Here is a 14,645-nt window from a genome sequence, read left to right as displayed (position 1 = left end):
TCCCGACACCGGCTTCGTGCTATTTGTCTGCTGTCTGTCTTGAACTGACTGCTGACGGTGCAGAAAACAGTCCCGCACGCTATTACCCAATACAAATTTTTAGCATTGGTTTGTTTGCTTTTAGGTCAGCAGCGCCGAGCACTTCGCGAATTATAAAGCCCCTGTCGGTTCTTAAAAGATGGCTCGATACTGAAAGCTACGGCTTGAGTCGAGGATGAGCCGATGGAGGGATGCAGAGGTCGAAAATTTGCATTTCTTCCTTCTGCCTTGTTCCTTCTGCCTTGTTCCTTCTTCCTTTTGAAGTGCCTCTTGCCTCTTGCTTTAGCAAAGAATTTACCGGATCGAGGCAAAATTGCTAGTACCTCGCTGCTGCAAGGCCCCTGTTTTTTGCACGCGATCTGCCCTTGCGGACGGAGGTGCAACGAGCGGGTCGGGAGCAATCTGTGCTGTAGAAAGTGCAAGGTACACAAAACCGGAGACTTTTACTACTTTTGCTTAGTTGCTGTGTCATATCCTATAGATAGAAATGACGCCCGATGCTTGTTAGCTTAAACCGCTGGATGTGGGATGGGGTTTAGTGGCGTGAAAGGTTGCGCGGATGACTCACCTTTAATTTATTGTATGTTGAATATGTGCTTTCAGAAAATTGTTTTCTCTGGGCTGTACTACACTTAAGTCATAAGCCCCTTCTGGTTTCGGGGTCACAAAATTATGTTTGCTGAATTTCGCGCCCTTTATCCCGCTGGACAGTTAATCTGTGAGTTGCTGACTGTTCATCACGGTAAGTTTGTTGTTCGCTGTCTGGTTCAGGTTGACGGCAAAACTCTTGCTACGGCCATGTCGGCTGCTGAGTCTGTTGAGGATGCTGAAGACCGCGCCCGGTTGCGATCGATCGCTGTCCTCGGATTTGCTGCGCCCGATCGTGCGATCGCGAGTGTTTCTCCGGCTCCGGTTGCTCCGGTTGCTCCGGTTGCTCCGGTTGTTCCGGTTGCTCCGGTTGCTCCGGTTGCTGCTGTTCCCGTTCCCCCGACCGATGCTGTTCCCGTTCCGCTTGGGCCTGCTCTTGCTCCTCTTCCTGTTCTAGAAATGCCTGTTGCTGAGAAATTGCCCACAACACCGCATGAAAGCAATTTTGTCAAGACAGAAGCGAAATTAAATGAAGAGCCGATCGCACCTGTAGCGGAACCGCTGCCGCCAAGGGTCGATCGGGTTGAGGCTACTGGGTTTGTACCAAAGCAGTTAGACTCGGACGCTTGGCTTTCTTCTAGCTACGGCGAACCGATCGCGGAACTGGATGTGCCGACTGGTAGCCAAAGTGAACTGCTACAGGGTGCGGCCGTCGTCAGGGAATTGCAACCGATCGCGGTGGGAATCCCGAGCGATGCGATCGAGGATAATTCTGATACGATCGCCCATATAGAAGCAATCCTCAGGCGCTTGAAATGGACTAAGAAACAAGAAACTGACTGTCTCGAACACAATTACGGCAAGTCGTCCCAGAGAGAGCTTTCTAGCGAACAGTTGGGGGACTTCCTAGAATATCTGGAAATCTACAGCAGAACCACTGAGGAAATCCAGCGGTTGAAGTGGACTCCCAGCCAAGGAAAAGATTATCTCAAACAAGGTTATGGCAAAGAAGCGCGCCATTTCTTAAATCAAGTAGAATTGCTCGACTTCCTGCAATATCTCGAATCTTTGCCTTAATAATTATGTAGGGCGATCGGTGCGCACTGCCCCTACAGAAATGGGTTTCTAGGTGTGATGTTTTTTTTATAGGGATCTACATATAGCAGTTTTCAATTGTATGAAATACAGTAGGGACAAGGGGTACGGCGCCGTGTCCTGCGCCCGATATCTGTAATTCACTCAACTGAAAACTGCTATATGACCGTTAAAAATTAAAAATCAAAAATGAAGAATATTTCCCCAGTTTTGATTTTTAACTTTTGATTTAGACGACAGCGGCGATCGGTCTGCTGGCGGAAGGACGGCGATCGATCACTTGATCGACTAATCCGTAGTCCTTTGCTTCTTCAGCGGACATGAAGAAATCCCGTTCGGTATCTTCTTCAATCCGGGAAAGCGGCTGACCGGTATGGTTGGCAAGATGTTCGTTCAGGCGGCGTTTGTGGTACAAAATCTCTTTGGCCTGAATTTCAATATCGGTTGCTTGGCCTTGAGCTCCGCCTAGAGGTTGGTGGATCATAATCCGGGAGTGAGGCAAACTCATCCGCTTGCCTTTAGCGCCGGCACTCAACAGAAAAGCGCCCATGCTGGCGGCCAAACCGAGACAAATAGTGCAAATGTCGGGGCGGATGTGGTTCATCGTGTCAAAAATGCCCATACCTGCTGTTACCGAACCCCCTGGGGAGTTGATATAGAGGTAAATATCTTTCTCCGGGTCTTCGGCGTCTAAAAATAGCAATTGGGCAACGATCAGGTTAGCCAAGTCAGAGTCAACCTGTTGGCCCAAGAAGACGATGCGATCGCGCAGGAGTCGCGAGTAGATGTCAAAGGCGCGTTCGCCGCGACCGGATTGTTCTATAACTGTTGGGATCATTGACCGGGCCTGCCTATTACGTATCTTTTTTTAATTTTAGCGATTTGGGTTCGGTTATAGTTAGGGATTCGGTGGCGTGCGATGAGAAATCGGCAAAATCCTTTAGCTGGGCGGGGTTGGGGCGGTAATTTGTCGAAGTTGTGGCGGGGGTGCGATCGGAAATCCGATCGCCTGCGCGATCGATGTTGAGGAAGCCGACATCAATCAACAAAGAAAAGGTTGTGACATCGAGACAATCTTCCTCAGTCCAGGTATCACATGGATCGAATAGCCAGTTAGCTTCCATCGCTAAATCCCCACTGGAACTCCATCGCATGAATCTTTTCTACCAAAGCTGAAACTTTAACAGGTGAATGATCGGGTACTATAGCAACCGCCAAGACGGTTAGGACATTCTCGATCGCTGAAACCATTGCTATTACTGCTTCTTCCTTCTTCCTTCTTCCGACGGACATCGGACTTCTTCCTTCTGCTATAAATCCCGATCGACTATATTGAAACACTTTTTTCAAACGTTAACGGCCAAAGGCTTTGGATGTCAAGACCGACTAGCTCTTAGATACCGGACTTCTTTAAGAAGTCCAGTATCTGGAATATCTGGTTATTCTATTTTTTTAGGCAGGCTTACTTATTGCTGACTGCTCAAATTTTAATCGCCCAACCACGGCGGTACATTCCATACAAAATTAACCACCAAAATAATACCGCAGTCACGGCAAATGCTAGAGAACCATTCAGCGGCCCCGCCCACGGCACAAACCAGTTTTCATAAATCCAAGTGTAAGTTGTTGGAGCATTTGCACCAGTACCGATATGAGTTTTTAAGAGAATTCTGGCAACTATACCGGAAGCAACAAACAGGAAAATTGCATTCACTCCCATGATTTCAAACGGCCTCCCCCATTTCCAATCCCGCATTTCAATTGTTTCGTAGCAAAATGCTAGCAATAGCAAGGCCCAACCAGCAGTAAAAACTACATAGGAACTCGTCCAAAGTTGTTTGTTGATCGGAAATAAAAAACCCCACAAACGGCCGATTACTACGCAACGGAACCCCCAGATTGCTAAGTTGATACTGGTGCGGGTTTTGATTTGCTGTACTCGCAGCCATTCTCCGGTAAAGTAGCCTGTGAGGACTGTGACAACTGCGGGTAAAGTGCTCAACAATCCTTCGGGGTCGAAGGGGCCGCCTTTGTACAGGTGTTGGCTACCGAGAATTAGCCGATCGACATATCCTCCTAAATTTCCTTCTGGCGTGAGTTCGCCGGCAGTGTACCCCCCTACAGCAAATACGGTTAATGCACCCCAATAGCCCAAAAGCACCGCAACAGCGAGCAGTTTTTGATTGCGGGGGGAAAGGTTGAGAATCGCGATCGCACTGATAAAATAAGCTGAGCCGATGCGCTGCAATACTCCCATGATGCGGATTTTACCGAAGTTTTCCACGGGGGCGCTGTTGAGAAGTACGTCAAGGGCGATCGAAGATGTATTTAGCAGCAATCCTAATATAAATAGAATCGCAGCGCGGCGCGCAATTCGCCAGTAAATATTTGAAGCAGGAAGCAGGAAGCAGGAAGCAGGTTTTTGATCGGCGTATTTTTGTTCCTCTGTTTCTAACAATTGGGATTTGGCGGCGCCGGATTTTTTAGCAGTTTGAGTGTATTTTGACAGCGAGAAAGACATCGCGCAGCCAACGATGAACAGGAAAAAGGGAAATACTAAGTCTGTCGGCGTACAGCCGTGCCATTCTGCGTGCTCTAGCGGCGGATACACCTGTTCCCAACTGCCGGGGTTGTTCACTAGAATCATCGAGGCGATCGCAATTCCGCGAAAAACATCAAGGGATTTTAAGCGCATGGGGGAGAAGGGAGAAGTTCCAGGGAAGAAAGAAAAACTACTAATTATCAATTATCAATTATCAATTACCCCTTACCGATTACCATTAACTAAATTTCAATTCCTTCCAGACTCATAATTAGTGCATTCTTCATCAATATACCGCAGCGTTCTGAATAAAAAGATGCTGCCTGATCGGACTTGTTGACTTGCAAGACGCGCCGAAACATTCGCCTTGCTTGCGCGAATTGCTGCTGGTAGTATAAAAAAATTCCCTGTTCAAAATAAGTTTGGGTTTGTGCTTTTAGTTGGATCATTGTATCCGAGTCGCCGTCGTAAATTTCAAAGACACCAACAGGTGTTTGTTTTCCTTTTACTTGAACGCGATCGAGAAACCGGCACTTGTAATGTTGAGGATCGTCTAGCCGGCAAAGGGTTTGCACGCTAGCTACAATACCAACTCCATAAAGCTTTGTCAATCCTTCCACACGGGAAGCTAAATTAACGGCATCAGAAATCACCGTACTTTCCATTCGTTCCGCTTCGCCAATCGTACCTAACATTAAAGTCCCCGTATGCAAACCAATGCCGAGGGCAATAGGTTGATAGCCGCTATTTTGCCTGTGTACATTATAAATTTTAACTTGGTGCTGCATCTCAATTGCTGCTTGCACAGCATCTTCAGCCCTGTTAGGAAACAAAGCCATAATCCCGTCACCAATATATTTATCGATAAAACCATTGTACTGACGAATAACTGGGCCAACTCGGCTTAAGTAAGAATTGATAAAATCAAAGTTTTGTTGGGGAGACATACTTTCTGACAGGCTTGTAAATGAGCGAATGTCGGCAAACATAATCGTCATTTCTGCCTGTACAGAGTCTCCCAATCTCGCATCAACAATGCTTTCAATTTTAAGAAATCTTAAAAATTCGCGGGGGACAAAGCGGGCGGAAGCTGCTGCAATTTTTTCGAGTTCGCTTTTGCTGGCTTCGATTTGAGTCAGGGAGCGAAATGCTCTCAGTGCTGTTACTACCGTGGTAAATAACTTTTTGTTTGTCAGTTCTGTTTTAGTTTTGTAATCGTTAATATCGTAGCTGACAATTACTACATCTTCTGGGACTTGTCCCGGCTGTCCGGTGCGTAAAATAATCCGCACTATCTGATTGTCTAAAATATCGCGGATGTATTTTACTACTTCCAAGCCTGCCTCTTCTGTTTCCATAACTACATCGAGTAAAATCAATGCTATATCTGGATGGGCTTGGATCATTTCTTTGGCTTCTTTGCCTGAGTAAGCGCTAATAAATTTGATGAGTTTGTTTTCAAATGTAAATTCTTTTAAGGCTAGTTTTGTAATATTGTGAATTTCTATTTCATCGTCTACAATTAATATTTTCCAACTGGCTTCTATCGGCTTTTCTTCCACCTCGTCTTCTTCGGCAAATATTAATTCATCGTCGCCCCCAGCCAACAGGTTTTTACTAGCTTCTGACATTTATCATTCTCCTAAATAAAAGTTATATTTATGCTGGCTGTATAATAACTAATTGCTCATTTTAGCGGGAAATTCAATCATAAATCTTGTGCCTTTTTGGGCTTGACTTTCGCAGCGAATAGTGCCTTTTAGTTTTTGAGTAACAAGGTTATAAATAATGTGCAGTCCCAATCCCGTGCCGCCCTGAGATCTTTTGGTGGTAAAAAACGGTTCAAAAATTTTACTGAGATTTTCTGGGGCAATTCCTTTGCCGTTATCGGCATATTCAAATATTAGCCGCTCGCCCTCTAGTTTGAAATCAAAGGTCAGAATTCCTGCGTCTTCTCTATCGTAAGCGTGAATTAGGGAATTCAACACCAGATTTGTCACAATTTGACACAGCACCCCGGGGTAACTGTTCAGTACAATATTTTCATCGCACTTAATCTCTATTTTGTGTTTAGTTCTTTTGAGTTTGACAGTTAAGGATATCAAAATTTCCTCTAGATAGTTTTTTAAGTTAAACGTTCGTTTTAATTCGCTCGACTGATCTACTGCCACTTCTTTAAAACTGTGAATCAAGTCTGCCGCCCGCGTCAGGTTGGATAAGATCATATTACTGCTTTGCATGGCGGTATCCAGAAACTTTTCTAACTCAGAGCGTTTAATTTGACCATTGGTGTAAAGCTCAACAAATTTTGTGACTTTTTCAGCGAGCAGGGAGGCGGCGGTGATGCCGATGCCGATGGGAGTATTGATTTCGTGGGCAACACCTGCAACCAACCCTCCCAGGGCGGCCATTTTTTCCGATTCTACCAATTTATTTTGGGCGGATTTTAGGTCTTCTAAAGTTTGGGAAAGAGCGGAGGTACGCTGCTGTACTAAATTTTCGAGATTCTGATTGAATTGGTGCAAATTGGCGTAAAGTTGGGCGTTTTCGATCGAGATAGAAATTTGAGAAGACAGCAATTTTAATATTTCTAATCGGTCGGGCGTAAAAGCGCCTGTAGTCAGATTGTTTTCTAAATATAGAATGCCGCTGAGTTTGCCTTGATGGATTAACGGAGTGCAAAGAACTGATTTAGGTTGAACGCCATTTATATAGGGTGTGCGAGTAAATTGTCCTTCGCGGGCGGCATCGTTTAAAACAACGCTTTCCTGGGTACGAATAACGTAGTTGACAACTGCAACTGCCAGCAAAGTTACTTCTCGATCCTCTGCTCCAAAATCTATCGGAATTGATTGCATGACAGTAACGCGATCGACATCTACAGATCCTGATGCTTCAATCACCCATTGACCGTCTTTTTCTAGTATTAAAAAGCCTGTTTGCCCCCCGGCATTTTCAATAACAATTTTCATCATTTTTGCCAGCAGTTTGTCTAGAACTATTTCGCCAGCCAAGGTTTGCGATGCTTTGACTGCTGTTGTCAAGTCTAGCACGCCTGCACAGTCGCTCGTAGTGGAAGCGCTACTGGTAGATTTGTGAGTTTCGATATTAGTTGAAATCGAGGGAGAAGTTAGCAACTGCGAGTATTTTGATTCTAAATGCGCTGCTTTGGCTTTGGCTCCCCAGCGCTGATAGCAATAATGCGCCTCTGTCAAGTAAGTTTTAGCAATTTTTGATCGTCCTATGGATAGATAAAATGCTCCGGCTAATTCTGCTGCAAGTGCTTGTACCTGTATGTATCCGTTTTCTTGTGCGCCTTGAATTGCGCAGTCGTAATATTCCATTGCACTCACAATATCGCCCAAAACTCGCGCTTTTTCTGCGGTGATTAAGTCGCATTTGTGCTGAAGGTTCATCGGGGCAAAAAACGATTTTTTTTGCAGGTTTTTTAGGTGACCTGTCGCGTAATAAAGATGCTCTTCTTGTTCTTCCTTCGTTGTAGATGGATATGCTGCTAGTCGCGCCAGAGCATCATAAAAATGGTATTCAGGAACATTAATAAAGCCCACAACTCCGTCTAAATAAAGTTCAGCTTGCGCTGCATTTTCTAGCGCTTGCTCGATATCTCCAAATAAATATGCTAATATTAAATTTTGTAAATAAAAGTGCTGGAGTCCCACCCGATCGTTAACTTTCAACAGCAGTGGCAACAATTTTTCTTCGCTGTAAGCTTCACCTAATAAAATTTCAGAACTTGCTAAGTTTCCCATCAATTGCAAAACTGTTTGCCGATATATTTGATTCCAAGTCAATACCGTTTCTTGTTTGAGTTGAGACAGCAACTGGTTGTAATTTTCGATTTTTTGTTTGAGTTGCGGCAATTCTTGACCGATGAAATACAAAGAGTGACAAATATTTACCGCAGAATATCCGATACCTTCTAAATCACCATTTTCTAGCGCGCTTTGATAGGCTTCCTCTAACAGCGGTAAAGTGTCTTTAACGTGATGCTTGCCGTGCATCCAAATGAATGCTACTAAATTAAGCGTCTTGCTTTTAAACTCTACAGCATTTAATCGAGCGAGCAAATCTAAAGCTAATTGACCGAAGCGATCTGCGGATTCAATATCTCTAAATATTCCTTTTAAAATAGCTCCGTAATGAGCATACCCGACGGCAGAAAAAGCAGAATTTCCGTAGTTAATAGATAAATTAACTTGCTCACATACAATCAGGGGCAGCAGTACTGGTTCAACTATAAGCGTAGCTGAAAACATACTGGAAAGCACGCGCATTGTTGCTAATTTGCGCGGATTTATCATGCTCGGCAAGTTAATTAAATCTTCTATATTTTTTTCGGTAAAATAAGCTGCTGTTTGGGTCAATGCTTGTTGAATGTGGAGGGGACTAGGCGATTCTGGAAAGTTTATTCCTAACGTTTTTAGTGCTTGCCGACCAATTTTTACCGATTCTTGGAGTTTGGTTTGCATCGCACAAGCTGTGATTCTGATTTCAAAAACTTTGATTTTGTCTAGTTCATTTTTTGCTTGTTGCAGGACAATTTCTGCCCATTTTTCCATTTGTTCAAACTCCGTATTTAGGTAAGCTGCTTCTGCCGCTGACTCGTAGAGTGCAAGAGTCAAGTCGTAGTCAGTTTGCCAACTTTCCGGGGGAAGCAGTTCAATACCTGCGGTTAAATATTTGACGGCGAGCTCGTAAGCTGCACTTGCTTTTGCTTGGCGCCCTGCCATTAAGTTTAATTGGCACAATTTAAATATTTCTAATTCACTGATGATGATTTTTTTGCCTGCATTTAATTGGTTAACGGTTTCAAAAACCTGCTTTTCTAATTGCTCTGGATGGGCTTTTTGCAGCAGATATCTGCCGATTTTGAGATGGATTTCTTGTTTGTGAGAGTCTGATATTAAAGCGTAAGCTGCTTGCTGCACGCGCTCGTGCAAAAATTTGTAAGTCGCGCCAGCAGCATCAGCAACTGGTAGGGACAATTCATCTGTAAAGCCTCTAGATATTTGGTCTGTTACTTCTGTGCTTGCTGCTAGTGCAATCGGAATTTTGTAAGCGTTATTTACGGGCAAAATCATGCCGGACTGAAGTGCTTCCCAGAGGTCTGTTGCTGCGGAAGCCAGAGGTTTTTCGCCGATGGTCGAGAGAATTCCTAAATCAAATTTGTTGCCGATACAAGCGGCTAATTTGAGCATTTCCTGGGTATTCTCTGAAAGTTTATGAATGTTGTCTATCATTAATTCTACAACATTGTCAGTGATTCCCATTTCTTGTATTTGCTCGATATCCCACTGCCACTCGCCTTTGGGTTGGCATTTGTTCACAAATCCTTCTGGGATTTTTTGGGTATAGTCAGAATGGTTAGGTTCGGCTCGCTCGACGGAATTTTGCGACGGTTTAAATTTAAACTGGAGCAATTTTTTTGAGTAAAGAGACTTCATAAATTGGCTCAAAAAAAATGGATTTCCTGCGGTTTGTTTAAAGAGCAATTCTGCTAAAGTTAGCGACTTTTCTGGTACGCAGTTCAGAGTGTCCGCAACGAATTGATTGACGCTGTTAATATCTAAAGGGGAAAGGGCGATCGCGCTCACAGTGACGCCTGCTTGGCGAATTGCTTCTGCCGTCAGCATTACGGGATGATTTGCATCTACTTCCTGTTCTCGATAGGCTCCAATTATTAATAAGTATTGAATTTCGAGGTCAGTTGCTAGCAGTTGTATTAACTTGAGTGATGCTGAATCGACCCACTGCAAATTGTCGAGGAATATTACCAGCGGGTGTTTTTTTTGAGTAAAGACGCGGATAAATTTTTGAAATACTAAATTAAAGCGATTTTGAGATTCATTTGCTCCTAAATCTGGCACTGGGGGTTGCGGCCCGACAATCAGTTCTACTTCGGGAATAACGTCAATAATTACTTGGCATTGGCCGCCGAGGGCCTTTAATATTTTTTCTCTCCAAACTTGGAGTTGGGTGGCAGTTTCTGTGAGGATTTGCCGCAACAATTCTTGAAAAGCTTGGAGCAAAAAACCGTAGGGAATATCGCGCTTAAATTGCTCAAATTTGCTGTCAATAAAATACCCGTTTTCCTGCACTATCGGCTTAAAGAGTTCATAGGCTAACCAGGATTTGCCCAGACCGGCACTACCGGAAATCAGGACGATTTGTGTATTTCCTCGCCTGATGCGATCGAAGGTACTCAGCAGCAGATTAACTTCTGCTTCTCGCCCGTAAAGTTTTTGGGAAATTTGCAGGTGACTTGATTGATCTTGCTCGCCGAGGGTGATGTGAGAAATTTCGCCCGTTGTTTGGAGTTGAGCGAGACAATTTTCTAAGTCGCACGCAAGTCCGAAAGCACTTTGATACCTATCTTCGGCGGTTTTTGCTAATAGTTTCATTACGAGCTCGCAAACGACTTGAGGAATCTCACCGATTTCTGCTTGATTGATGCTACCTTCTATTTTCTGCTTTCTCTTCTTACAAGGAGAAACTGGCTTTTTGGCAATATGGCAGTGTACTAATTCCATTGGATCGATCGCATTAAAAGGCAATTCGCCGCACAGCATTTCATAAAAAGTGACGCCTAAAGAATAAAAATCGGTGCGGTAGTCGATCGCCCGATTCATGCGTCCGGTTTGTTCGGGAGACATATAGGCGAGGGTTCCTTCGAGTAAATTGGGATGGCTGAGGACTTGATTTTCCCCTGGTAGCAGCGAGGCGATCGCAAAATCAGCAATCTTGACATCTCCTGTCTCGATATTGACAATAATATTGCTGGGTTTAATATCTTTGTGGATGATGTGGTGTTCGTGGAGTTGCCCGATAGTTTCTGCTAGTTTTATGCCTATCAGCAGAAATTGTTGTAACTCTAGCTGGTTGTTGCTGAGAAAGTCTTTTAGAGAGATGCCGCCAAAATCTTCTAAAACTAAAACAGGAAAGTGATTGTATTTTTCTATTTTGTAAAGCTTGAATATTCCTGGCAAATTCAATTTTTTAAGGATTTCGGATTCGTGCAGGAGTTGAGCTATTTGCGCTGGGGTAGGGTATGGCGGCGTGAGAGTTTTGAGGATAACGGGTTTTTGTTCCTCAAGCTGTATCCCTCGATAAATAGCTGTGTGAGAGTTTGTATAAAGTTCTCGGTCAATGCGGTATCCCGGAATGGTAATCATAACGATTTTAGATTTTAGATTTTAGATTTGAGATTGAAGATTTGAAATTTCCGATTGAAGATTTGAGATTGAAGATTTGAGATTGACGATTTGAGATTGACGATTTGAGATTGACGATTTGAGATTGAAGATTTGAGATTTGAGATTTGAGATTGAAGAAGTGAAAATGAATGATAACATAATGGTTTAGATATTGTCTCCACTTGCAGGATTTTATGAAAGTGGTCTACTTGAGTAAGTGGGAATACATAACGCAGATCGAGGGCGGTTTTTCGCCAGTAAACTGGAGGCTATTATGGATATTAAGTAAGTGGTTACAACTAAACATTAGATGGGGAGGGCGGGTTTTGTAGCAGTATACTGGCTTGTATCTTGTGATATTAGCTAAACCCGCCCGGGAGGGCCCATCCTCGATCTTATTGATTTTGGCGCTTACTTACTTATATATATCTTAGTCTTCAAAAAATCCGGAGGCACACTTTGCTATCCCGGCAGTGCCAAAATAAACTGGTGCGTGCAAATCAACAGCTAAAATCTAAAAACAATCATGCAGAATATAACTGCCTCAAATCCAGCGACTGCGGCCGATCGCGCTTTTGGCACCGCAGAGATTAAACTACTGGTACTGGATATCGACGGCACGATCGCAGGTTTGTCAAATGACATCCGAGAATCCGTCAAGCAGGCAATTTTGGCGGCCTCGTCGCGGGGAGTGAAAGTGGCTATCGCTACGGGCAGGATGTACAGATCGGCTTTGCGTTTTCACCGCGACATCGGCTCAACATTGCCGCTGATTTGCTACCAGGGCGCGTGGATTCAAGATCCGGCTACTCAAAAGCGGCTCAGGCACTTGCCGCTGTCGAAACCAACTGCTCTGCAACTGTTAGATTCTTTGGAAGAATCGCATTTGCGCCCGCTGCTTTCGATCCATTTCTACATTGACGACAAACTTTACGTGCCGGAAATTACCGAAGCTACCCGAATTTATGCCCAACGATCGGGCATTGAACCGATCGCGCTTAAAGATTTGCGGCGAGATCTTCCGGGGGAACCGACGAAAGTTTTGGCTTTGTGCGACAATCCGGGGGTACTCGACGGCTTGCTCAGCAGTATGCGGCTGCGCTACACGCCTGCGGAGCTTTATTTGACTCGATCGGTTGCTACTTTTTTTGAAGCTACGCATCCTTTGGCGAATAAGGGAGATGCCGTGCAGTATTTAGCGGAGGAATTTTTGGGTTTGCAGGCGGCGAACGTGATGGCGATCGGCGACAATTTTAATGATGTAGAAATGATTGCCTACGCGGGCGTGGGCGTGGCGATGGGCAATGCTCCTGATGGCGTGAAGGCTTCTGCTAATTGGGTGGCGCCGGATGTGGAGGAAGACGGGGTGGCTGCTGCGATCGAACAATTTGTTTTGGGCGATCGCTGATATTTGTAGCACAAATACCGCAGGGGCGGGTTTGCCGACATCTGGAAAAAATCTAGATAAATCCGCCCCGACTCAGGGACAATATTTAAGTTATTATATAACTGTCTAGTTTTGAGTTCGATGCAATCAAGTTTTGATTAGAAAAAAAATCCACACTTTCGGGTTTTTTGAGATCGAGTCCAGTCAATTACTTTTTTTGCAGCATCTGAATATTTATTTAACGAACCGCGAAGACGCGAAGAACGCGAAGGAAGAAATGAAGAAGGGGGGGCGGGCTTACAGATATGGGGGATGTGAATTATAGATAATTTAAAACTCTTAAAAATGCTTTTCAACAGAAAAAGCACCGACGACTGGCCGTGTTTCGTCTCGGTGCTTCTTCTGGTTCGCTCCTCACACGTCCATCACTATAGCCGACTCAGTAAATTGTGTCAATACTTTTTACAAAAATAGTTTTTTGAGTCGGCTGTTGCCGGGGTGCCGGTGCGGTGGATCGAGGCAAAACTTTTGCACTGCAAGGGTTTGACTGGATCGCCCAAGGCTTGCCTCGATCGGAAAAATTTTACTTGACTTCCGCCAGCCAGTCCAAAATCAGAGCGTTGACTTCACTGGGCCGCTCGTCGTGGGGACAGTGGCCTGTGTTGGGAATTGAAACAAATTTCACTGGTTTACCGTTGGCGGCCAATTGTTGATAAATCTGGCTGCCGGCGATGGGCGTCCAGGGGTCGTTTGCGCCCCAAAGTACCAATAACGGACGATCGACTTTGGGCAGCAGTTCTGAGGGTTGAGGGCCTGCTGGGGCTGTGAGTATGGAGGCAAACACTTTTTGAGCTCCGGGCTCGCAGGAGGGGGCGTGCAGGAGTTCTACGAGTTCGTCGGTGATTGCTTCGTGGTTGCTGTAGACTTGGCGCAGGGTGTTGCGGATGCGGTGTTTTTGGCGGATGTTGTTGAATACAAACGGGCCGATCAGGGGCGATCGAACTAATTTAGTAAAACTCCCCATCACTACTCGCAGCGGGAAATTCAGTTCGTCCGGCCGGTGGTTGAGCCCGCCAGCACAGTTGATTAAGACACCGCCGGCTGATATTTCTGGATGGTTGGCGACTACCATCAAACTCAGCAAAGCGCCGATCGAATTCCCGACAAATACAGCCGGTTCTTGTACCAGCGCCGCCGAGAAATCTGTCAGCAATTCTTCCCACAATTCCAGAGTGTAATCTAGGGCTGGTTTGGCGGAAGCACCGAATCCCAGCAAGTCCAAAGCAAATACACGATAGCCGCCGGCCGCGAGTACGGGGATATTTTGCCGCCAATGTCCGATCGAAGCCCCAAATCCGTGAATCAAGATCGCAGGGCGGCCGGTTCCTTGGACGGTATATTGGATTTTGTGACCTTTCCAAGTCCAAATTAACTTTTCAAAACTCGTTGCAGATACTAGCTGTTGTCCTGTCACGGCTCTCAATGTAAAATTTCCTTAACTTATTTTATCATAGCAGCACAAACCCGCTCCCCGGCGGACTAGGAGTAACACCCCAAAAGAACATTGAACTTTTGAGAATTGTGCAAAATATCAGGTTAAATAAACTCACATCTTGCACCATTCTCAAGAACAGGCAAGATGCCTGTGAAGCGAAGAGTAAATTTTATTGTGGAACAGGCATCTTGCCTGTTAATAAAAAGCTTAAGCTGTTTCGCATTTAAATTGTGATAATAGCATTTCCTTTGTTTTTAAGTTTCCGTCCCCATTTGATAACCAATT

Annotated in this window: 9 protein-coding genes; 2 read left to right on the top strand and 7 right to left on the bottom strand. The window is 44.8% G+C overall.

The genetic code is table 11. From position 1 onward, the window contains the following. Positions 1 to 711: 711 nt before the first annotated feature. Positions 712 to 1,704: a hypothetical protein gene (locus QUB61_RS13650; RefSeq protein WP_333129175.1), complete on the top strand. Its 993-nt coding sequence runs from the start codon at positions 712 to 714 to the stop codon at positions 1,702 to 1,704. 247 nt (positions 1,705 to 1,951) lie between these two features. On the opposite strand, the gene clpP is transcribed toward QUB61_RS13650, so the two are convergent. From clpP to QUB61_RS13620, 6 genes are all read right to left on the bottom strand, one after another. Next, on the bottom strand, positions 1,952 to 2,584 hold the full coding sequence (gene clpP / locus QUB61_RS13645; protein WP_333077590.1) for an ATP-dependent Clp endopeptidase proteolytic subunit ClpP: 633 nt from the start codon (positions 2,582 to 2,584) through the stop codon (positions 1,952 to 1,954). Beyond that, complete coding sequence (locus tag QUB61_RS13640) at positions 2,577 to 2,846, bottom strand: hypothetical protein (RefSeq protein WP_333129173.1); 270 nt, start codon at positions 2,844 to 2,846, stop codon at positions 2,577 to 2,579. Before QUB61_RS13640 ends, clpP begins: the two co-directional genes overlap by 8 nt. Then, positions 2,836 to 3,063: a hypothetical protein gene (locus QUB61_RS13635; protein ID WP_333129171.1), complete on the bottom strand. Its 228-nt coding sequence runs from the start codon at positions 3,061 to 3,063 to the stop codon at positions 2,836 to 2,838. The genes QUB61_RS13640 and QUB61_RS13635 overlap by 11 nt, the downstream gene beginning before the upstream one ends. A gap of 139 nt (positions 3,064 to 3,202) precedes the next feature. Next, positions 3,203 to 4,417 carry a heparan-alpha-glucosaminide N-acetyltransferase domain-containing protein gene (locus tag QUB61_RS13630; RefSeq protein ID WP_333129169.1) on the bottom strand — a complete coding sequence of 405 codons (1,215 nt, stop codon included), beginning with the start codon at positions 4,415 to 4,417 and terminating at the stop codon, positions 3,203 to 3,205. 89 nt (positions 4,418 to 4,506) lie between these two features. Beyond that, positions 4,507 to 5,895 carry an adenylate/guanylate cyclase domain-containing protein gene (locus QUB61_RS13625; RefSeq protein ID WP_333129166.1) on the bottom strand — a complete coding sequence of 463 codons (1,389 nt, stop codon included), beginning with the start codon at positions 5,893 to 5,895 and terminating at the stop codon, positions 4,507 to 4,509. 48 nt (positions 5,896 to 5,943) lie between these two features. Beyond that, a complete protein-coding gene (locus QUB61_RS13620; protein ID WP_333129164.1) occupies positions 5,944 to 11,457 on the bottom strand; it encodes an ATP-binding sensor histidine kinase in 5,514 nt (1,837 codons plus the stop codon). Between the two features lie 547 nt (positions 11,458 to 12,004). Between QUB61_RS13620 and QUB61_RS13615 the strand changes: the two genes are divergently transcribed. Beyond that, the gene (locus QUB61_RS13615; protein ID WP_333129162.1) at positions 12,005 to 12,886 is read left to right on the top strand and encodes a Cof-type HAD-IIB family hydrolase; all 882 of its coding nucleotides are present in this window, start codon (positions 12,005 to 12,007) and stop codon (positions 12,884 to 12,886) included. A 562-nt stretch (positions 12,887 to 13,448) separates the two neighbouring features. Here QUB61_RS13615 and QUB61_RS13610 read toward each other — a convergent pair. Further along, positions 13,449 to 14,339 (bottom strand): alpha/beta fold hydrolase, encoded by an 891-nt coding sequence (locus QUB61_RS13610; RefSeq protein WP_333129243.1) that lies wholly within the window; start codon positions 14,337 to 14,339, stop codon positions 13,449 to 13,451. Positions 14,340 to 14,645: the final 306 nt, after the last annotated feature.

This window comes from Microcoleus sp. C2D2, assembly GCF_036702495.1.
Classification (GTDB): Bacteria; Cyanobacteriota; Cyanobacteriia; order Cyanobacteriales; family Microcoleaceae; genus Microcoleus.
The sequence above is the reverse complement of the archived record's forward strand: the minus strand, read 5'-3'. Positions and strand labels throughout refer to the sequence as shown.